The sequence below is a fragment of the Streptomyces sp. NPDC059909 genome, from assembly GCF_042730885.1.
GTDB lineage: Bacteria > Actinomycetota > Actinomycetes > Streptomycetales > Streptomycetaceae > Streptomyces.
The window spans coordinates 40,513-60,393 of sequence record NZ_JBHWKX010000036.1; the positions used below are offsets into that span (position 1 = coordinate 40,513).

At 70.8% G+C, this 19,881-nt stretch carries 18 protein-coding genes and 1 pseudogene; 5 read left to right on the forward strand and 14 right to left on the reverse strand.

All coding sequences use genetic code 11. From position 1 onward, the window contains the following. Positions 1 to 6 precede the first annotated feature (6 nt). The 5 genes from ftsH to dacB all read right to left on the reverse strand — a co-directional run bounded on the left by ftsH (position 7) and on the right by dacB (position 6,747). Positions 7 to 2,043, reverse strand: coding sequence for an ATP-dependent zinc metalloprotease FtsH (ftsH, locus tag ACFV9O_RS23880; RefSeq protein ID WP_385421004.1), 2,037 nt, complete (start codon positions 2,041 to 2,043; stop codon positions 7 to 9). Between the two features lie 175 nt (positions 2,044 to 2,218). Next, on the reverse strand, positions 2,219 to 2,758 hold the full coding sequence (hpt, locus tag ACFV9O_RS23885) for a hypoxanthine phosphoribosyltransferase (protein ID WP_149184520.1): 540 nt from the start codon (positions 2,756 to 2,758) through the stop codon (positions 2,219 to 2,221). Between the two features lie 80 nt (positions 2,759 to 2,838). Continuing rightward, a complete protein-coding gene (tilS, locus tag ACFV9O_RS23890) occupies positions 2,839 to 3,927 on the reverse strand; it encodes a tRNA lysidine(34) synthetase TilS (protein WP_385421005.1) in 1,089 nt (362 codons plus the stop codon). 186 nt (positions 3,928 to 4,113) lie between these two features. After that, entirely contained in the window at positions 4,114 to 5,238 is a 1,125-nt protein-coding gene (locus ACFV9O_RS23895; protein WP_385421007.1) for a zinc-dependent metalloprotease, read from the reverse strand. Between the two features lie 108 nt (positions 5,239 to 5,346). Further along, positions 5,347 to 6,747 carry a D-alanyl-D-alanine carboxypeptidase/D-alanyl-D-alanine-endopeptidase gene (gene dacB / locus ACFV9O_RS23900; protein WP_385421009.1) on the reverse strand — a complete coding sequence of 467 codons (1,401 nt, stop codon included), beginning with the start codon at positions 6,745 to 6,747 and terminating at the stop codon, positions 5,347 to 5,349. 139 nt (positions 6,748 to 6,886) lie between these two features. Between dacB and ACFV9O_RS23905 the strand changes: the two genes are divergently transcribed. Together ACFV9O_RS23905 and ACFV9O_RS23910 are read left to right on the forward strand one after the other, a co-directional pair. Then, positions 6,887 to 7,381, forward strand: coding sequence for an inorganic diphosphatase (locus ACFV9O_RS23905; protein ID WP_019888410.1), 495 nt, complete (start codon positions 6,887 to 6,889; stop codon positions 7,379 to 7,381). 120 nt (positions 7,382 to 7,501) lie between these two features. Beyond that, entirely contained in the window at positions 7,502 to 9,151 is a 1,650-nt protein-coding gene (locus tag ACFV9O_RS23910; RefSeq protein WP_385421011.1) for a threonine/serine exporter family protein, read from the forward strand. Positions 9,152 to 9,207: 56 nt separating this feature from the next. On the opposite strand, the gene ACFV9O_RS23915 is transcribed toward ACFV9O_RS23910, so the two are convergent. After that, positions 9,208 to 9,897 carry a DedA family protein gene (locus tag ACFV9O_RS23915; protein ID WP_385421012.1) on the reverse strand — a complete coding sequence of 230 codons (690 nt, stop codon included), beginning with the start codon at positions 9,895 to 9,897 and terminating at the stop codon, positions 9,208 to 9,210. A 170-nt stretch (positions 9,898 to 10,067) separates the two neighbouring features. Here ACFV9O_RS23915 and ACFV9O_RS23920 point away from each other — a divergent pair, with 170 nt between their 5' ends. The 3 genes from ACFV9O_RS23920 (at position 10,068) to ACFV9O_RS23930 (ending at position 13,322) form a co-directional block, all read left to right on the forward strand. Then, positions 10,068 to 10,436 (forward strand): YbjQ family protein, encoded by a 369-nt coding sequence (locus ACFV9O_RS23920; protein WP_385421014.1) that lies wholly within the window; start codon positions 10,068 to 10,070, stop codon positions 10,434 to 10,436. 176 nt (positions 10,437 to 10,612) lie between these two features. Next, positions 10,613 to 11,884, forward strand: a complete 1,272-nt coding sequence (locus ACFV9O_RS23925) for an ion channel protein (protein WP_385421016.1) — start codon at positions 10,613 to 10,615, stop codon at positions 11,882 to 11,884. A gap of 13 nt (positions 11,885 to 11,897) precedes the next feature. Further along, entirely contained in the window at positions 11,898 to 13,322 is a 1,425-nt protein-coding gene (locus ACFV9O_RS23930; RefSeq protein ID WP_385421018.1) for a glutamate decarboxylase, read from the forward strand. A 533-nt stretch (positions 13,323 to 13,855) separates the two neighbouring features. Here ACFV9O_RS23930 and ACFV9O_RS23935 read toward each other — a convergent pair. The 8 genes and pseudogenes from ACFV9O_RS23935 to ACFV9O_RS23970 form a co-directional block, all read right to left on the reverse strand. Further along, on the reverse strand, positions 13,856 to 14,329 hold the full coding sequence (locus tag ACFV9O_RS23935; protein ID WP_385421019.1) for a VOC family protein: 474 nt from the start codon (positions 14,327 to 14,329) through the stop codon (positions 13,856 to 13,858). A gap of 1,021 nt (positions 14,330 to 15,350) precedes the next feature. After that, positions 15,351 to 15,785: a hypothetical protein gene (locus ACFV9O_RS23940; protein ID WP_385421021.1), complete on the reverse strand. Its 435-nt coding sequence runs from the start codon at positions 15,783 to 15,785 to the stop codon at positions 15,351 to 15,353. A gap of 84 nt (positions 15,786 to 15,869) precedes the next feature. Further along, a complete protein-coding gene (locus tag ACFV9O_RS23945) occupies positions 15,870 to 16,472 on the reverse strand; it encodes an ABATE domain-containing protein (RefSeq protein WP_385421023.1) in 603 nt (200 codons plus the stop codon). 547 nt (positions 16,473 to 17,019) lie between these two features. Continuing rightward, the gene (locus ACFV9O_RS23950) at positions 17,020 to 17,763 is read right to left on the reverse strand and encodes an ABC transporter permease (protein WP_385421065.1); all 744 of its coding nucleotides are present in this window, start codon (positions 17,761 to 17,763) and stop codon (positions 17,020 to 17,022) included. A gap of 29 nt (positions 17,764 to 17,792) precedes the next feature. Further along, positions 17,793 to 18,140 (reverse strand): annotated as a pseudogene (locus tag ACFV9O_RS23955) (daunorubicin/doxorubicin resistance ABC transporter ATP-binding protein DrrA); the annotation flags it as partial. Positions 18,141 to 18,172: 32 nt separating this feature from the next. Then, entirely contained in the window at positions 18,173 to 18,814 is a 642-nt protein-coding gene (locus tag ACFV9O_RS23960; protein ID WP_385421025.1) for a PadR family transcriptional regulator, read from the reverse strand. Between the two features lie 120 nt (positions 18,815 to 18,934). Further along, a complete protein-coding gene (locus ACFV9O_RS23965) occupies positions 18,935 to 19,180 on the reverse strand; it encodes a hypothetical protein (protein ID WP_385421027.1) in 246 nt (81 codons plus the stop codon). Between the two features lie 56 nt (positions 19,181 to 19,236). Next, a complete protein-coding gene (locus ACFV9O_RS23970; protein ID WP_385421028.1) occupies positions 19,237 to 19,797 on the reverse strand; it encodes a DinB family protein in 561 nt (186 codons plus the stop codon). Positions 19,798 to 19,881 lie beyond the last annotated feature (84 nt).

Sequence of the window (19,881 nt, forward strand, 5' to 3'; positions counted from 1 at the left end):
GCCTGGTCAGGCGTCCGGACGCTCCTCCTGGACCACCTCGGCCGGCGCCTTGGTGACATCGGTCACCGTGGTGCTCGAGCCGGCCGTCGCACTCGCCGCAGCGCCGTTGGTCAGCGCGAGCTCCTTGGGGGAGAGCACGGGCGGACGGGTCGACGGCGTGCGCCGCGAGGAGCCCGTCCACGCCGGGCGGGCCGGGCGCTTCACGATCGGCGCGAAGATCTCGGCGATCTCCTCCTTGCCGAGGGTCTCCTTCTCCAGCAGCTTGAGAACCAGGGCGTCGAGAACGTCGCGGTTCTCGACGAGGATCTCCCAGGCCTCGTTGTGCGCGGTCTCGATGAGCTTCTTGACCTCTTCGTCGACCAGCGCCGCGACCTCTTCCGAGTAGTCACGCGGGTGCGACATCTCGCGGCCGAGGAACGGCTCCGTGTTGTCGCCGCCGAACTTGATCGCGCCGAGCCGCTCGGTCATGCCGTACTGCGTGACCATCGCGCGGGCCGTGGCCGTGGCCTTCTCGATGTCGTTCGCCGCGCCCGTGGTCGGGTCGTGGAAGACGAGCTCCTCGGCAGCGCGGCCGCCCAGCATGTACGCCAGCTGGTCGAGCATCTCGTTGCGCGTGGTCGAGTACTTGTCCTCGTCCGGGAGCACCATCGTGTAACCGAGGGCACGGCCGCGGGACAGGATCGTGATCTTGTGGACCGGGTCGGAGTTCGGGGAGGCCGCCGCGACCAGGGCGTGTCCGCCCTCGTGGTACGCGGTGATCTTCTTCTCCTTGTCCGACATGATCCGGGTCCGCTTCTGCGGGCCGGCCACGACGCGGTCGATCGCCTCGTCCAGCATGTGGTTGTCGATCAGCTTCTTGTCGCTGCGCGCGGTGAGCAGCGCCGCTTCGTTCAGCACGTTCGACAGGTCAGCACCGGTGAAGCCGGGGGTACGGCGCGCCACGGCGGCCAGGTCGACGTCCGGGGCGACCGGCTTGCCCTTCTGGTGGACCTTGAGGATCTCCAGACGGCCCTGCATGTCCGGGCGGTCGACGGCGATCTGCCGGTCGAAGCGGCCCGGGCGCAGCAGCGCCGGGTCGAGGATGTCCGGCCGGTTCGTGGCGGCGATCAGGATGACGCCACCCTTCACGTCGAAGCCGTCCATCTCCACGAGCAGCTGGTTCAGCGTCTGCTCGCGCTCGTCGTGGCCACCGCCGAGACCGGCGCCACGGTGGCGGCCCACCGCGTCGATCTCGTCGACGAAGACGATCGCCGGGGCGTTCGCCTTGGCCTGCTCGAAGAGGTCACGGACACGGGAGGCACCGACACCGACGAACATCTCGACGAAGTCGGAGCCGGAGATCGAGTAGAACGGGACGCCCGCCTCGCCCGCGACGGCGCGGGCGAGCAGCGTCTTGCCCGTACCGGGCGGGCCGTACAGCAGCACGCCCTTGGGGATCTTGGCGCCGACGGCCTGGAACTTCGCCGGCTCCTGCAGGAACTCCTTGATCTCGTGGAGCTCCTCGACGGCCTCGTCGGACCCGGCCACATCGGAGAAGGTCGTCTTCGGGGTGTCCTTGGTGATGAGCTTGGCCTTGGACTTCCCGAAGTTCATGACCCGGGAGCCGCCGCCCTGCATCTGGTTCATCAGGAACAGGAAGACGACCACGATGAGCACGAAGGGCAGCAGCGAGAGCAGCACCGAGAGGAACGGGCTCTGCCGCTCCGGCGAGACGGTGTAGCCCTTCTCGATCTCACCGGCCTCGTACTTCTTCTGCAGGGTGTTGGCAAGCTCGACGCCCTGGTTGCCGATGTAGCTGGCCTGGACCTTGTCGCTGCCGTCGACCTTCTGGCCGTCCTTCAGCTCGACCTTGATGATCTGCTCGTCGCCTGTGGTCAGCTTGGCCTGTTCGACCTGGTTCTTGGAGATCGCCTGGACCACCTCGGCGGTGTCCACCGTCTTGTAGCCGCCCGACGAGCCGACGACCTGCATCAGCACGACCACGGCGAGGACGGCCAGCACGATCCACATGACCGGCCCACGGAAGTATCGCTTCACGTCCATCCATACGGAGCGGTGTCGCTCCGTCCCTCCTGCCCGTAGGTAAATGCTGCTATGAGACTCAACTGAAAAGACTGTTCTTCGGACGGTACCCCAGCATTGTCACCCGGTACCGCCTTCCCATGCTCCAACGGCGGGAAGACGGTACGGGTTCCCGTGCCTCTGCGGGATCGTCGTGTCAGCCGCCGTAGACGTGCGGTGCGAGGGTGCCCACGAACGGCAGATTGCGGTACTTCTCGGCGTAGTCGAGGCCGTAGCCGACGACGAACTCGTTCGGGATGTCGAAGCCGATCCACTTCACGTCGATCGCGACCTTGGCCGCCTCCGGCTTCCGCAGCAGCGTGCAGACCTCCAGCGAGGCCGGCTCACGCGAGCCGAGGTTCGACAGCAGCCAGGACAGAGTCAGCCCGGAGTCGATGATGTCCTCGACGATCAGGACGTGCTTGCCCTTGATGTCGGTGTCCAGGTCCTTGAGGATGCGGACCACACCGGACGACTGGGTGCCCGCGCCGTACGACGACACGGCCATCCAGTCCATCGTGACGGGGGTGGACAGCGCACGCGCCAGGTCCGCCATCACCATCACGGCGCCCTTGAGGACTCCGACGATGAGCAGGTCCTTGCCCGCGTACTCTGCGTCGATCTTCGCGGCCAGCTCGGCCAGCTTCGCGTCGATCTCTTCCTTGGTGATGAGAACCGATTTGAGATCGGCGCCCATGTCCTTCTCGTTCACCCGCGTCGCTTTCTGTCGCTAGCCCTTGCCGTATCGGCGGATCGGCCCGCTGGCCCGCTGTCGGCTCAGCCTTGCCGAATGACCAGTCTGCCACCCTGCCGGCGGGCTTCGACGCGGCCGGGCAGGTTGATGGCCCCCTGGCCGCGCCAGCCGGTGATCAGCCGCTCGACCTCCTCGACGTGCCGCGCGAAGAGCGAACCCGCAGGTGAACCGGCTGCGACCAGGGCCCGGCGGAGCACCCTGCGACGGACTGCGGGGGGCAGTGCGTAGAGCTTCGCGCAGTCGAGAAGGCCGGCTTCGTCACGTACGGACGAGTCCACGTCGGCGGCCCAGGCGTCCAGGGCGTCGGCATCGTCGCGGGAGAGCTGGGCGGTGCGCGCGAGGGCCTCGACGACACCCTTGCCGAGCGCCTTCTCGAGGGCGGGCAGGCCCTCGTGGCGCAGCCGTGAGCGGGTGTACGCGGGGTCTGCGTTCATCGGGTCGTCCCAGACGGGCAGGTGCTGGACGAGGCACGCCTTGCGGGCGGTCTGCCGGTCGAGGTGGAGGAAGGGGCGGCGGTAGCGGCCGGAGGGGGACACGGCGGCCATGCCGGACAGCGAACGGGTGCCGGAACCGCGGGCGAGGCCCAGCAGGACCGTCTCCGCCTGGTCGTCACGCGTGTGGCCGAGCAGGACGGCGGCCGCACCGAGGCGCTCGGCGGCCTCGTCCAGCGCGGCGTAGCGCGCGTCGCGGGCCGCGGCCTCGGGGCCGCCGTCGCGGCCGACGGTCACGGCGATCGCCTCAACGGGATCGAGCCGCATGGCGGTGAGACGGGCGGCGACCTCGGCGGCACGCTGGCCCGAGCCGGCCTGCAGGCCGTGGTCCACGGTGATGCCGCCGGCGCGCACGGAAAGCTTGGGGGCCTCGAAGGCGAGGGCGGAGGCGAGCGCCATCGAGTCGGCCCCGCCGGAGCATGCGACGAGGACGAGGGGCGGCCGGTCGGGGCCCTGCCCCTCGGTGGAGCGCCGGTCCGCGGAGCGCCCGTCCGCGTAGCGCGCGGTGCCTGTCGTGGCGCCGACAGCGGTGCGCGGGATCTCGGTCAGTTCGTTGAGTACGTCGTGGAGTACGCGGCGGACCGCCAGGCGTATCGCCGCGACCGCAGGATGGGGACCCATGTCCGGTGCCCTTCGTGAAGTTGGGGTGCCTCGTCGGAGTCGGGAGGGGAGGATCGGTCACTCAGAGTGCGTCGATGGTGACAGAACCGGGCCGTTCCCCGAGCATTGCACGCCTACCCATCGCCTACGGTCCCTCGGATGGGTGATTAGGGGGGCGTCCTTCTGCCGCCGGCCGCATGCCCCTCGTCAGTCTGCCTTACGGTGCACCCTCGCGACCCAGTCCGCCGGTTTGGCGATCTCCGCCTTCGTGGGCAGGGTGTTGGGCGAGGTCCAGACCCGGTTGAACCCGTCCATACCGACCTCCTCGACGACGGCCCGTACGAAGCGCTCGCCGTCCCGGTACTGGCGCAGCTTCGCGTCGAGGCCGAGCAGCTTGCGCAGCGCGATGTCGAGGCGCGAGGCGCCCCGGGCGCGGCGCTGCTGGAACTTCTCCCGGATCTCGCCGACGGACGGCACGACCTGCGGGCCCACGCCGTCCATCACGAAGTCCGCGTGGCCTTCGAGGAGGGACATCACGGCGGTCAGCCGGCCGAGGATCTCGCGCTGCTCCGGCGTCTGCACGATCTCCACGAGGGAACGGCCCTCGTTCTCCTCGCCCTCGGGGCGTCCCCCGGCGAGCGACTGGGCGGCCTCGCGCAGCCGCTCCAGTACGGTCATCGGGTCGACGTCGGTCTCGGCGAGGAACGCCTGGATCTCGCCCTCCAGATGGTCGCGGAGCCAGGGCACGGCCGTGAACTGGGTGCGGTGCGTCTCCTCGTGGAGGCAGACCCAGAGCCGGAAGTCGTGCGGCTCCACGTCCAGCTCGCGCTCGACGTGGACGATGTTCGGCGCGACCAGGAGGAGGCGGCCGTTGCTGCCCGCGGCGCCGGGCAGTTCGCGCGTGGACGGGGCGAAGGTCTCGTACTGGCCGAGGACGCGGGACGCCAGGAACGAGAGCAGCATCCCCAGTTCGACGCCCGTCACCTTGCCGCCGACGGCGCCGAACATCGCGCCGCCGGGCGTGCCGGCGCGGCGCTCCTGCATCTTGTCCAGCAGCGGTTTCAGCAGCTCGCGGAAGCCCGCGACGTTGGCCTTCACCCAGCCGGCCCGGTCGACGACGAGGACCGGGGTGTCCTCGGGCTCGTGCCCTTCGGGGATCATCCGGGTGAAGTCCCGGACGTGCTGCTCGGACGACTTGGCATGCCGGCGCAGCTCGGCGACGACGGCGCGTGCCTCGTCCCGGCTGACGTCGGGGCCCGGCCGTACGAGGCGGGTCGCGGTCGCGACCGCGAGGTTCCAGTCGACCATCTCGGCACCACCGATGCTCGTCATGCGTCAACCGTACGTTGTCGGGGCCACGGTGCGAGCGGGTTACGCCCTGCCGGGCGGGGGCCCGTCGCCCCGGCGGGGCCGGGCCGGTACCCGGCGGGACGCACCCCGTCAGCCGACCAGCGCCGCCGCCATGCGGTCCAGGGCCGGGCGGCCGGCGCCGTAGGACGGGGTGCGGCCGGCCATGAAGGCAAAGGCCAGCACCCGGCCGTCACGGGCGACAACCGTGCCCGCGAGGGTGTCGACCCCGGTGAGGCTGCCGGTCTTGGCCCGGACGAGACCGGCGGTCCTGGCCTCGGCGCGGCCGCTGAGGGTGCCGGTGAAGCCGGCGACCGGGAGCCCGGTGAGGACGGGGCGGAGCTCGGGGTGGGCCGGGTCGGCGGCGCGGGCGAGCAGGGCGGTGAGGAGGCCGGCCGAGACCTTGTCCGCGCGGTTCAGCCCGCTGCCGTCGGCGAACCGGGCCTTGCCCACCGGGAGTTTGAGCCGCTTCAGCCGTTCGGCGACGGCGGCCTGCGCGCCGGCGAAGCTCGCCGGGCGCCCGCCCACGATCGCGGTCTGCCGGGCGAGCGCCTCCGCGAGGTCGTTGTCGCTGTTGGTCAGCATCCGTTCGACCAGCGCGGACATCGGCGCGGAGAGGGTCTTGGCGACGGGCACGGCCTTGGCCGGGACCTTGCCCAGGTCCGGGCCCGCCTCGGTGTTGATGCCGCGCACGGCGAGCATCCCGACGAAGGCGGCGGCGGTGTCGCGCGCCGGGTCCCCGCCGCGCGGAGCGGGCCCGCTGGAGGATGCGTCGAGCCGTCCTTCGTTGAGCATCAGGGGGCTGACCGGGGCGATGTTGTTGTTGGGGCCGATCGGGTGCCGGACGGGTCCCTTGTAGAGCGAGGTGTCGTACGACAGCCGGATCGTGCTGACGCCGTGCTCGCGCAGGGCGCGCGCGGTGGAGTCGGCCAGGGTGCGCAGCCGGGGCATGTCGAGGGTGGGGTCGCCCCCTCCGACGAGGGTGATCCCGCGGTAGTCGGGGGCGGCGACGACCGTGGTGGGGATGCGGTGGGCGGGTCCGGTGGCGGAGAGCGCGGCGACCGCCGTGGCGATCTTGATGGTCGACGCCGGGGTCATGAGGGTGCCCGGGCTCTTCCCGTACAGCTGCTTGCCGGTGGAGACGTCGACGACGGACGCGGTGAGGACGGGGCCGAGCCCAGGGGTGCGGAGCAGCGGCGTGAGGGCCTTGGTGAAGGGGGCGGGCGCGGGCGGGGCTGCCGGTGGGACGGGCGCGGCGAGCACGCCGGGGGCGCTGGGCGCGGGCGCGGGCTCGGGGGGTGCCGCCTCGTCGGGTGCCGCCCCTGCGGGCTCGTGATGTGCGCCACCTGTGCGGGCGAGGGCAGCGGCCCGGTCGCGCTCGGCCTTACGCTGACCGGAGTCCCAGGGACCGGCCGCGGCCACCGCTCCGGCCGCGACGGCGAGGCCCACCACGGCCGCGCCTGCCGTGAGCTGCCACGTTCTGTGGTCGGGCACCACTGACCAGCCCCTTTCGCGATCACACACCTGCGTAGGGGACACTTAATCACTGCGCCCTGCCGCGAGCATGGCACCCGGCGGGTCCGCCGGGCACAGCGTCACCTACATATGTGTTGATCATGGAGGAGTGCCACCCGTGGAGTTCGACGTCACCATCGAGATCCCGAAGGGGTCGCGGAACAAGTACGAGGTGGACCACGAGACCGGCCGGATCCGACTGGACCGTCGTCTCTTCACCTCGACCAGCTACCCCGCCGACTACGGCTTCGTCGAGAACACCCTCGGCGAGGACGGCGACCCGCTGGACGCCCTGGTCATCCTGGACGAGCCCACGTTTCCCGGTTGCCTGATCAAGTGCCGCGCCATCGGCATGTTCCGGATGACGGACGAGGCCGGCGGCGACGACAAGCTGCTGTGCGTCCCGGCTTCCGACCCGCGCGTGGAGCACCTGCGGGACATCCACCACGTCTCCGAGTTCGACCGCCTGGAGATCCAGCACTTCTTCGAGGTCTACAAGGACCTGGAGCCCGGCAAGTCCGTGGAGGGTGCGAACTGGGTCGGCCGCGCCGAGGCCGAGGCCGAGATCGAGGCCTCCTACAAGCGCCTCGAGGCGCAGGGCGGCGCGCACTGACGCGGTCCCACTGACCTGACGGTCGGCCCACGGGCGGTGCACCCCACGCGGGGGTGTACCGCCCGTCGCATACTGGGGGCGCAGACACGGCCTCGGCGCGGGAGAGGAATCGGGAGAGCGGTGGTGGCGGAGCGGGAGAAGCCGGCGGAGGACCGGAAGCCGCAGTCGGACGAGGCGCACAGCGCCTTCACCGCGCCGGAGGGTGTGGAGCAGCCCGGACCGCCCGAGGAGGACCATCCGTCCTCCGAGTTCGCCGTTCCCGCGGGCCTGGCGGCGGAAACCCCGGCCGAGCCCGAGGGGTCCGCGTTCGCGCCGCCGTCGACGTACCGGGCGAAGGAGTCCCCGCCGGCCTTCACCCCGGCCCATGGCATCCCGGTGGTCCAGCTGTCCAAGGACGCGCCGTGGCAGGACCGGATGCGCACGATGCTGCGGATCCCGGTGAGCGAGCGGCCCATGCCGGAGCCGGTGCAGCCACCCGGCGAGGCGGGGCCCGCCGTGCCGCGCGTGCTCGACCTGACGCTGCGCATCGGCGAGCTGCTGCTCGCGGGCGGTGAGGGCGCCGAGGACGTCGAGGCGGCGATGCTCGCCATCACGAGCTCGTACGGACTCGACCACTGCGAGCCGACCGTCACCTTCACGCTGCTGTCGATCACGTACCAGCCGTCGCTCGTCGACGATCCGGTGACGGCCAACCGCACGGTACGGCGCCGGGGCACCGACTACACGCGGCTGACCGCCGTCTACCAGCTCGTCGCCGACATCAGTGCCGAGGACCACGACGTCAAGCTGGACGAGGCGTACCGGCGTCTGGCCGAGATCCGCCGTAACCGGCACCCGTATCCCGGCTGGGTGCTCACCACGGCGGCGGGCGTCCTGGCCGGCGCGGCCTCGGTGCTGGTGGGCGGTGGCCCGCTGGTGTTCGTGGCGGCGGCGGTCGGCGCGATGCTGGGCGACCGGCTGGCGTGGCTGTGCGCGGGGCGCGGGCTGCCCGAGTTCTACCAGTTCGTGGTGGCCGCGATGCCGCCCGCCGCGATCGGGGTCGCGCTCAGTGCGCTCCACGCGGATCTGCGGCCCTCCGCCGTCATCACCGGTGGGCTGTTCGCGCTGATCCCGGGGCGGGCGCTGGTGGCGGCCGTGCAGGACGGGCTCACCGGCTTCTACATCACGGCGTCGGCCCGGCTGCTGGAGGTCGCCTACTTCTTCGTGGCGATCGTGGTCGGCGTGCTCACGGTGCTGTACGTGGGCGTGCAGTTCGAGGCGAATCTGAGTCCGGAGGGCTCGCTGGACATCGTCGAGCGGCCCGTGGTGCAGATCCTGGCGTCGATGGTGCTGTGCCTGACCTTCGCGATCCTGCTGCAACAGGATCGCTCCACCGTCATGATCGCCGCGGCGAACGGCGGGGTCGCATGGGTGATCTACGCGGCGATCGCCGTGACGGCGGGAGGCTCGGCCGTCCTGGCGACGGCCGTGGCAGCGGGGCTGGTCGGTCTCTTCGGGCAGCTGCTGGCGCGCTTTCAGCACACCTCGTCACTGCCGTACGTGACGGCGGCGATCGGTCCGCTGCTGCCCGGTAGCGCCATGTACTTCGGGGTGCTGCACATCGCGCAGAACAACATGGACCTGGGTTTCGCCTCGCTGGCGCGGGCGGCGGCGCTTGCGCTGGCGATCGCGATCGGGGTGAACCTGGGCGGCGAGATGGCCCGGCTGTTCCTGCGCAGCCCGGCGGCGGCGGGCCGGCGCCGCGCGGCCAAGCGGACGCGCGGCTTCTGACGCCGACGGCCGGACACCGCCGAGGCGGGTCCGGCCGTCGCACTCGGTCCCGGCGGTCAGCGCTTGGCGTGGCGCCCGCGCGCGGCGCCCTGCGGTGCCCCGTCGGGAAGCGCCTCGGCCTCCTTCTTGCCCTTGGAGCGGGCGCGCAGGAACTCGATCACGATCGGGACGACCGAGATGAGCACGATGGCGATGAGGATCGCCTCGATGTTCTTGTGGACGAACTCGATCTTGCCGAGCGCGGCGCCGAGCAGCGTGACGCCCGCGCCCCAGAGCATGCCGCCGATGACGTTGAAGGTGATGAACGAGCGGTAGTTCATCCGGCTCACACCGGCGATGATCGGCGTGAACGTCCGGACGATGGGCACGAAGCGGGCCAGGACCAGGGACTTCGGGCCGTACTTCTCGAAGAACTCGTGCGCCTTCTCCACGTTCTCCTGCTTGAAGAGCTTGGAGTCCGGGCGCTTGAAGAGCGCGGGGCCGACCTTGCGGCCGAAGAGATAGCCGACCTGGTCGCCGATGATCGCGGCCAGCACGACGAGTGTGCACACCACCCACAGGGGCTGCTTGATGACGCCGGTCGTCACCAGCAGGCCGGTCGTGAACAGCAGCGAGTCCCCGGGCAGGAAGAAACCGATGAGGAGACCGGACTCTGCGAAGACGATGACGAGAACGCCGATCAGACCGAACGTGGTGATCAGATAGTCCGGGTCCAGCCAGCTCGGTCCGAGCGCAAGGGTGTTCACGAGGTCCGGGCTCCTGTGGTGTTGAAGGTCGATCGGCTGCGTGCACCGCGCCGTACGGCGTGTCGGTCGGCGTGTCGGCAACCCAAAGCTATCAACGCATCCGAGTGACGACGGGTTCCACCGGCCCTCTGCGGATGCGGGGTGAACGGGCGGCAACGAAGCTGTGCCCCATGGGCATCGATGACTACGGCGGCGGGCAGGGCAAGCACCCCGATGTGCTGGTCGTCACGACGAACGACGTACCGGGCCACGAGGTGCAGCATGTGATCGGGGAGGTCTTCGGGCTGACGGTCCGCTCGCGGCACCTGGGCAGCCAGATCGGCGCGGGGCTCAAGTCGATGATCGGCGGCGAGCTGAAGGGCCTCACGAAGACCCTCGTGGAGACCCGCAACCAGGCGATGGAGCGCCTGGTGGAGCAGGCGCGGGCGCGCGGTGCGAACGCGGTGCTCATGTTCCGTTTCGACGTGACGGAGGCGGCCGACGTGGGCACGGAGGTCTGCGCGTACGGCACGGCCGTGGTGATCGCCCCGCGGGCGTGACGCGCGTCCGTGGCGGGGCCGGGCCGATCCGGGCTCGTTCGGGCCAGTCGAACCGCTCGGGCCGTCCAGGCCGTCCGGGCCGGTCGAGCCCATCGGGCCGTCCCGGATCGTCGAGGAGCTCCGGTACGGGCTGAGTTCACCGTGTGTGCACCATTCATGCCGTTATCGTGAGCCGCGTGACGACGACCGACCGCCCCCAGGCGGCCACCCCGGCGCGGGCGCTGCTGCCGCTGATCCTTCCCGCGGGGGTCGTCGGCGTCGCGTCGAGCCTGCTTCTGCTCGGCGTGACCGAACTCTCGGACCAGCTCAAGAACGTCCTGTGGGAGGTCCTGCCCGACGCCATCGGCATCGGCCGGTACTCGTCGCTCTGGGTGATCGTCGTGCTCACAACGACGGGTCTCGCGGTCGGGCTCGTGGTGTGGAGGGTGTACGGGCACGCCGGGCCCGATCCGGCTACGACGGCGCTCGTCGACCCACCGCTGCCCGCATCGGTGGTGCCGGGCCTGCTGCTGGCGGCCGTGCTCGCACTGGCGGGCGGCGTCAGCCTCGGCCCCGAGAACCCCATCACGGCCTCGAACATCGCGCTCGCGGCCTGGCTGGGCAGCAAGGCGATGCGCGGCTCGAGCGGGGAGCTGTGGGCGGCGCTGGCGGCCGCGGGGACCGTCGGGGCGCTCTTCGGCACACCTGTGGCGGCCGCGCTGATCCTCACCGAGTCCCTCGCCATGCGGCCTGCGCCCGGCGCGCTGTGGGACAAGCTGTTCGCCCCGCTCATCGCGGGCGGGACCGGTGCGCTGACCACCGTACTGATCGCACATCCGACGTTCGATCTCTCGCTGCCAGAACTGTCGGGCTCACGCTGGGGCGACGTGCCGGCGGCGCTGGCGGTCGCGTCGCTGGGCGCGCTCGTGGGGATGGCGGCCGTCCACGCGTTCCCCTACCTCCACGCCGCCTTCCGGCGGCTCGGGAACCCCGTACTGGTGATCACCGCGGGCGGGCTGGTGCTGGGGTTGCTCGGAGCGCTGGGCGGCGAGCTCACGCTCTTCAAGGGCCTGGAGCAGGTGAAAGTGCTGGCGGCGGATCCGTCGGGCTGGTCGTCCGGACAGTTCGCGCTGATGACGATCGTGAAGCTGGCAGCCCTCACGGTCGCGGCGGCGTGCGGATTCCGGGGCGGCCGGATCTTTCCCAGCATCTTCGTGGGGGTCGCCCTGGGGCTTGGCGTGAGCGCGCTCGTGCCCGAGGTGCATCCGACGCTCGGGGTGGTCTGCGCGGTGCTCGGGGTGCTGCTGGCAGTGACCCGGATGGGCTGGCTGAGCCTGTTCACCGCGGCCGTTCTCGCCGCCGACCCGCATGTGTTCCCGCTGCTGTGCGTCGCCCTACTGCCGGCCTGGCTGCTGGTGACCGGGCGGCCCCAGATGCAACTCCACAACGACGGCACACCACTGCGCTGAAAGGCGATCCGACATGGCACTGCACAAGGGCGGCACCGGCCGCGAGGAGAGCGAGGAGCGCCGCAGGCTCTCGCTCAATCCGTTCTACGGGGAGGCCGATCCGACGGGGTCGATGACGTCGGCACCGCCGAAACATCAGCTGCCGGACGGGCCGATGGCGCCCGCGACGGCCTATCAACTGGTGCACGACGAGCTGATGCTGGACGGCAACTCCCGGCTGAACCTGGCCACGTTCGTGACGACGTGGATGGAGCCGGAGGCCGCGGTGCTCATGGCGGAGTGCCGCGACAAGAACATGATCGACAAGGACGAGTACCCGCGGACGGCCGAGCTGGAGCGACGGTGCGTGGCGATGCTCGCCGACCTCTGGCACGCGCCGGACCCGGCGTCGACGGTGGGGTGTTCGACCACCGGGTCGAGCGAGGCGTGCATGCTCGCCGGGATGGCGCTGAAGCGGCGGTGGGCGAAGCGGAACGCCGACCGCTATCCGGGGCGGGACGCCCGGCCGAATCTCGTCATGGGCGTCAATGTGCAGGTCTGCTGGGACAAGTTCTGCAACTTCTGGGAGGTGGAGCCGCGGCTGGTCCCGATGGAGGGCGACCGCTTCCACCTCGACCCGCGGGCCGCGGCCGATCTGTGCGACGAGAACACGATCGGGGTGGTCGCGATCCTGGGCTCCACGTTCGACGGGTCGTACGAGCCCGTCGCGGAGGTCTGCGCCGCGCTGGACGCCCTGCAGGAGCGCACGGGGCTGGACGTCCCGGTCCATGTGGACGGGGCGTCGGGGGCGATGGTCGCGCCCTTCGTGGACGAGGACCTGGTCTGGGACTTCCGTCTGCCGCGGGTGTCGTCGATCAACACGTCCGGGCACAAATACGGGCTGGTCTACCCGGGCGTGGGCTGGGCGCTGTGGCGCTCGCGCGACGAGCTCCCCGAGGAGCTGGTGTTCCGGGTCAACTACCTGGGCGGCGACATGCCGACGTTCGCGCTGAACTTCTCCCGGCCCGGGGCCCAGGTCGTGGCGCAGTACTACACCTTCCTGCGGCTCGGCCGCGCGGGCTACCGGGCCGTGCAGCAGACGACCCGGGACGTCGCGCGGCATCTCGCCGACCGGATCGAGGAACTGGGCGACTTCCGGCTGCTCACGCGGGGGGACCAGTTGCCGGTCTTCGCCGTCACGACCGCCCCGGACATCAAGAACTTCGACGTCTTCGACGTCTCGCGGCGGCTGCGGGAGAACGGCTGGCTCGTGCCCGCGTACACCTTCCCGCCGAACCGCGAGGACCTGTCGGTGCTGCGCTTCGTCTGCCGCAACGGCTTCTCGGCGGACCTGTCGGCGCTGCTGGTGGAGGATCTGAAGCGCGCCATGCCGGATCTGCGGGCCCAGACAGCACCGCAGAGCAAGGACAAGGCGGCCGCCACCGGCTTCCACCACTGAGGCGCGGGCACAGGTACGGCACGGGCACGGGCACGAAGCAGGGGAACGGCACGCGCCGCGCCCCCGCTCCTCCCCTCTGTGCCTCTGTGCCGGGTCCATTGAGACACGGGCGGCGTGGTCCGCCGCGTGCCGGATGCCTGCCCGGAGCGGCGCGTCAGCGGCTGATGGCGGCGCCGTCGCGGGGGGCGATGGGCGCCGGTGTCAGGTCCATGAGGGATGCCTCCGTGTCCTGCAGGCTTCCGCCCGGCTCGGCTCCGCCGGTGCGCTTCCGGCGGCGAGCGTTGCACCGGGCCCTCCTGGGCCGGCGGCTCCATGGGAGGCATGTTCATGAGAATCCCCTTGGCAATGTTTCTCGAGCGTCACGGCGTAGGCGGGACCTCGATATCGAGGAGCGCGCGCGATTGAGGAGCGTGTGCGCGCGGTGCGGGATCCGGCCGCCGGCTACGGCGGGGCTGCGTCCAAGGGCTGAGCGGACGGGCCGCCACCAGGCTGGTCACGGCCCGTCGCACCTGTGGGTGGGTGACTGACGTGTGTCAGCGGCCGGGGAACCGCTGCTTGATCTCCTGCAGCACCCAGCCGTTGCCGTCGGGGTCGCTGAAGGTGGCGAAGGAGCCGTAGGAGGCGCGGTCGGGGTGCAGGCCGGCGAGCCGCCCCTGTCCCTCCACCTGGTGGGTGACCTCTCCGGCCTCGTGGCCGTGGTACAGGAGTCCTCCGGCGTCGTGGAACACCTCGCTGACCTCGATGCCGCGGCCGACGAGCTCCGCGCGGGCCTCCTCGATGTCGAAGACGGCGAGGTAGAGGCCCTGGGCCGAGCCCGGCGCGGCGGAGGTCATCCCGTTGCCGAACATGACCGAGCACTCGGAGCCGGGCGGCGTGAAGTGCACCGCGCGCCAGTCCTCACTGGCGGCCTTGTCAAGATCCAGACGGAATCCCACCGCCTCATAGAAGGCCTTGGCCCGATCGACGTCGGAGACGGGCAGCACGATGACTTCGAGCTTCATGTACATGTGGGGCTCTTTCTTTCTTGACGTCGGTGAATCTCGCACCCGCGAGTCACCGGTTCCATGGGTGTCCGAGGCCGGCGCCGAGGCGCTTGTTCCCTGGCCCACTCCGCGAGCGGGCTCGGCCCGGGTCGTCGACGCGGCCGTTGGCCGCGCTCCCGGAGCGGCTCGCATGCCCTTCTCGGTCCGAGCGCCGAGAGCGGCGAAGCGGCGGCTTGTCGGCGACCACCACGCCAAAAAAGTGCCTTCCGGCACGTGCGGGACGGGAGAAGGGCTCGGGCGGGCCGCGCCGAGGTCTTCAGCATGGCGGGGTGCGTTCGCCATAGTTGGGACCGTAAGGTGTTAGAACATAACCTGCAACTCTTCGCGGAGAGGCGAACGTCACTACCCGGCCTGCGCGGGTTCGTCGTCGAACTGCTCGCAGCAGCTCGAGCCGTTTCGCCTGCCCGTTCGGGAGATGGATGACGTCCGGCAGGCCGGACAGCAACGGGTGACGCCGCTCTTCGTTCATTTCCTGAGCCCGCACAACGGCACGGTCACCTCGTCGTCGAGCGAGAATGCCCTGATGGAGGTGACGATGCGGGGTCGTCCCGGGCGCTTCGGCCGGGAGGCGGCACCATGCCGGTCGTGCGGTCAGGTCGCGGTGCCGGCGCAGCACCGTGTCCGGTCGCACCAGCAGACGCAGGCGCGGTGTCGCGAAGGCGTTCGTCACGCCCGGGTCAGCCAGTCACAGAAGGACGGTCGATCGTCATGCCGCTGCGACCTCCGGCCGCGCGAGAGCGCCGACTCGAGCCAACGCGGTCGACGTCCACGGCACCCAGCACACCCACCCCCACCAGGGCGGATGAGGTTTTGTCGGGCTTGACGTCGCGGTGGACCACAGGGGGCGCCGAGCGCGGCCTCGAGGGCCTGGCAGATCTGCCGTCCTCAGCGCACCACATCCGCCATGACGGGCAGGCCGCGCTTGAGGACCCGGTTCAGCAGTGTGCTCTCGACCAGCTCCATCACCAGGTACACGAGCCGCCGGTCACCTGCGCCTCGCCGACGTGTGCGGCGTGACGGCGTGCCCGTGGGACAGAGCGGCCGCGGCCTGCGCCTCCCCGTACAGGCGCGTATTCGGCGTCTCCACGCCCGGCCGGGCGAGGACCTTGACCGCGACGGGGCGATCGGGCCGCTCGTCGACGCCGCGCCAGACCTCACCCACCCCGCCGGCGCCGAGAAGCCGGCCGATAGCGGCCCGCCAGACGGTGCGCGCGGTGGTGTTCGACGACAAGGCGGTCCTGCGCACGCCGACGCGCCCGTACGACGGGATCACCGAGGTGTTGCACTGACTGGAGGAACGGGATGCGGCCCGGGTGCTGCTGACCGGCGATCCGATGGACGCCGCGAGCGTCACCGCTGCGGCCGGACCTTCCCAGCCCGCCCTCAAGGCGATGGGGACGGCGTGGTCCCGGTTGCGCACGCAGGTGGGCGGACTTCCCAACGGTGCAGGCGGACACCGCATCCCCGGGGGCGGCAAGCTCTCCCCTCACGCGTCACGGCGCTGTCAGGTCGGCGTAGTGGCAGCCAGGTCCTTCTTCCTCTGCCGGTAGGCCCGCATCGATGCCCGGGAGCCGCATTTCGTGCCGCAGAAGACGGCAGAGCTGTTCCGCGTCCGGTCGAAGAAGCCGAAGTGGCACGGGTCGTGCCGACACGCCCGCACCCTGTCCCACACGCCCGCTTGGGCGAGCTGGGTGGCGTTCGCCAATACGGTGCCGAACAGCCCGGGGACGCCGGTCTGCGCGGTCTCCAAAGATGCCCCCGAGGCGGTGACGACCGTTATCAGCGGATACCGGGACGCGATAAGGCGCAGGTACTCCTCCGCCTGAGCGAGTACCTCGGGTGTGGTGCCCTTGTCGCCGGAGTGGATGAGCAGCACGGTGATCAAGGCTTCGCGCAGCTCGCGTGCGGCGGCCGCGTCGGCCTCCGTGACGCGGGTGGTCTGCGAGCCCATGGCGTTTTCCAGCAGCCATGCGTGCAGGTCCTGGGCGCTTCCGAAGCGCTCCTTCAACCGGTGGGGTCCCGCGGGGTGCGTGTTGACGAATTGCAGGACGACATCAGCCTCAGGCGGCTGGGCCAGCGGGCTGCGCTCGATCGTGCGCGGTGGCATCTTCGGCCTCCTTGCTCGAAGGAAGGCTAAACCATCCAGGGTTACCTCTGAAACCAGTACGGTAGCAATTTTCTTCCCGTGAGGTGCGGTGTCCCGCCCAGGGCGCGGAGCGGAGCCCGGGGGCCCAGCAGGGCAGGCGTGACTGTGCCAGGGCGTCGGTGATGCCGCGGGCGCGGGCTGCGCGGATGGCGTGCACCGCGCCGCGCCGCGCTGCGCGGCATAGGCCTGACCCGCGCCGCAAGCGCGGGTCAGGCCCACAGCAGGCTTCCGAGTGGATCGGCAAGGACCTGGACGTTCCTGCCCTGCTTTTTGTGGCGGCCGGAGCGTGCGCCGTGAGGCGCTTGTTGTTCGTGTGGAAGTGAATGACCACCACCGTCGTCCTGTCGCAGCAGGGCGGTTGAAGCTGGGGGCAGCCTGATCCGGGAGGTTCCGGGGAGGACGGAAGCGGCCCCGACGAAGCCGGGACGTGCCGTGCCGGCACTGTCGGATGAGCGAGTCCGGCGTGCGAGACGGAAAGGAGCACGCGAGGACCGGCGTCCACTCCTCCTCAGTGGCTCAGCCGTACGAAGCGGCGCACCGTCAGCGGGAAGAACACCGCGGCCAGTACCAACGGCCACGCCGGCGCCAGCATCTGTGCGTGCTCCGCCGCCCACGAGCCACTGCCGGCCGGGATGCCGGACAGCTCCCGTACCGCCGTGGCCGTCGCCGACAGCGGGTTCCACTCGACCGTCGCGCCCAGCCAGGCCGGCATCGATTCGGGCGTCGCGAAGGCGTTGGAGAGAAAACCGATCGGCCAGACCAGGCTCTGGACGGCCTGCACCAGTTGCGGCCTGCCCGCCACCATCGCCAGATGGATGCCGACCCACAGCATCGCGAAGCGCAGCAGGAGCAGCAGCCCCAACGCCCCCAGGAACGCCCCGAATCCGCCGTGCCAGCGCCAGCCGATCGCGTACCCGACCCCGATCATCACCACCAGGCCGAGCGCCGACTGGAGCAGATCCGCGACGCTGCGGCCGACGAGCACCGCGGAGTCCGCCATCGGCAGCGACCGGAAGCGGTCGATGACCCCCTTGTTGAGGTCCTGGGTGACGGCCGTCATCGTCGCCTCGAGGCCGAAGGCCATGGTCAGCGCCAGCATGCCGGGCACCAGGAAGCCGATGTACGGCCCGTCGACGCCCCGTCCGCCGCCGATCAGATAGCCGAACATCAGCAGCAGCATCACCGGGAAGAGCAGCCCGATGACGACCTCCACGGGCCGGCGCGCCCAGTGGGCGAGTTCGCGCCGGGTCATGGTCCATGAGTCGGTCAGTACGTACGTACTCACGCGGCCACCTCCTTCGTGAGGTGCAGGAAGACTTCGTCGAGCGTGGGGCGGCGCAGTGCGATGTCCTCCGCCTCAATCCCGGCCGCCTCCAATGCGCGTACGGTCTCGGTCAGCGCGGCCATCCGGTCGCTCACCGGCGCGCTCAGCAGCCGCCGGTCCGCGTCCACGACCGGGTCGCCCGGCAGCAGCACGGCGGCACGCGGCAGGTCCGCCGCATCCCGTACGACGACGTCGATCCGGTCACAGCCGAGCTTCGCCTTGAGGTGGTCGGCCGTGCCGTCCGCGACGACCCGGCCCTGGTCGATCACGGAGATCCGGTCGGCCAGCTGGTCGGCCTCCTCCAGGCAATCCCCTGGATGTGGCTAGTCAAACTTGATTAAGCGTCGTCCCCCTCATGGGGGACACCCGTCGCATAGGGGTTCTCCTGCCCCTCCGCGAGCACCCCCACGAAGGGCTCCCCCTCGCCCGCGAAGGTGTACGCCCCGCCCTCGACCCGCTCGATCAGGCCGCGCGTCCATGCCGCCCCGGCGTCCGCCGAGTGGACCCACAGGTTCATGATCTCGCCGATGTGGCCGAGCTGTTCGGGTCCGTCCTCGGGGGTGTAGTAGCCGGTGACCGCGGCACGCCACTCCTCGATCCGGCGCACCCGCTCCTGGAGCAGCTCCACGGCCTCGCTCCGCTCCAGGTCCACGAGGAAGCCGATCCCGGCCGAGAGCACGTCCATCTTCTGGTCGTACGAGGTCAGCGCCTCGCGCAGGAGCGTGAAGTACTCCGCGGTGCCCTTCTCCGTGACCTCGTACTCGGTACGGGGCGGACCGCCGGCCGTCGACGGCGCGATCTCATGGGCGTGCAGCAGGCCCTGCTTCGCCATCTGCTTGAGCGCGTGGTAGATCGACCCGGGCTTGGCGTTGGACCACTCGTGCGCGCCCCAGTACTCGAGGTCGTTGCGGACCTGGTAGCCGTGCGCGCGCCCGTGCTGGCGTACGGCCCCGAGGACCAGCAGCCTGATCGCTGACATCCGCGTACCCTCCTATTCAACTTTGACTAGGGTACGCGGGCCGCACTGCCCCGCCGTGCCGTGCCGTGCCGTGCCGTGCCGTGCCGTGCCGTGCCCGGAACGGTCAGGGCAGCCACCCGGTCACAGCCACTTGTACTTGCCTCCGCCGACCCACCTCACGACCGAGGGGTCGTCGAGGTCGACATGGGTCATCCCCGCCTGGTACGCAAGCTTGATCACGTCCAGCATGTCGCGGGCGGTGCCGACCATGGTTCCGTTGATCTCCACCAACCGGTAGGGCGGATCGGCCGGCACGACCGCGAGCACGACGATCGGAGTCACTCCCGCCTCGTGGGCGTCGTGGGCATCGTTGGCGTCGTTGGTCATGCCTCAAGCGTGTGGCAGCTCCCCCGACTCCGCTCGGCCTGAGGCCCGCCGCGCGATCAGCCCTGGCCGTCGCCCCAGCTCTCGCCCCGCTCCAGCGCGACCAGCTCGAAGGCGGTCCTGCCGTCGAGCGACTCCCGGACGACGTCCGCGTGGCCCGCGTGCCGGCCGATCTCCTCGACGAGGTGGAGCATCAGCCAGCGCATGGACACCCGGCCCTCCTTCGGGAACCAGGGCGCCGCGGGCAGCGGGAAGGTGTCGTCCAGGCTCGGGACCGAGCGGATGAGGTCCTCGGTCTCCTTCGCCACGCCCTCCCAGAAGGCGAGCATCCCCGGGACCGTCTCGCCGCCGACGAGCCGGAAGCTGTCCCCCCACGTCTCCTCGGTGCGCGCCTTCTCGTTCGGCCGCTGCTGCGCCATCCGCAGCCAGTTCAGCTCGGTCTCGGCCACGTGCTTCAGCAGCCCGGAGAGCGAGAGCTCGCTGGCACTGGGGCGGCTCGCCGCCTGCTCCTCGGTGAGCCCGAGGACCGACCTGCGGATCGCGCCGCGCTGCGCCTCGACGAAGGAGATCAGCGCGCCGCGCTCATCGCCCTGGGCCTCCGCGGGAACGTGAGTGACCATGATGTCCGCCTTCCGATGCCGATGAGGTGCCGTGCCGGCCGGCCGCTCGCCGACCGGTCGCCGTCCTGACACCTCACAAGCTAC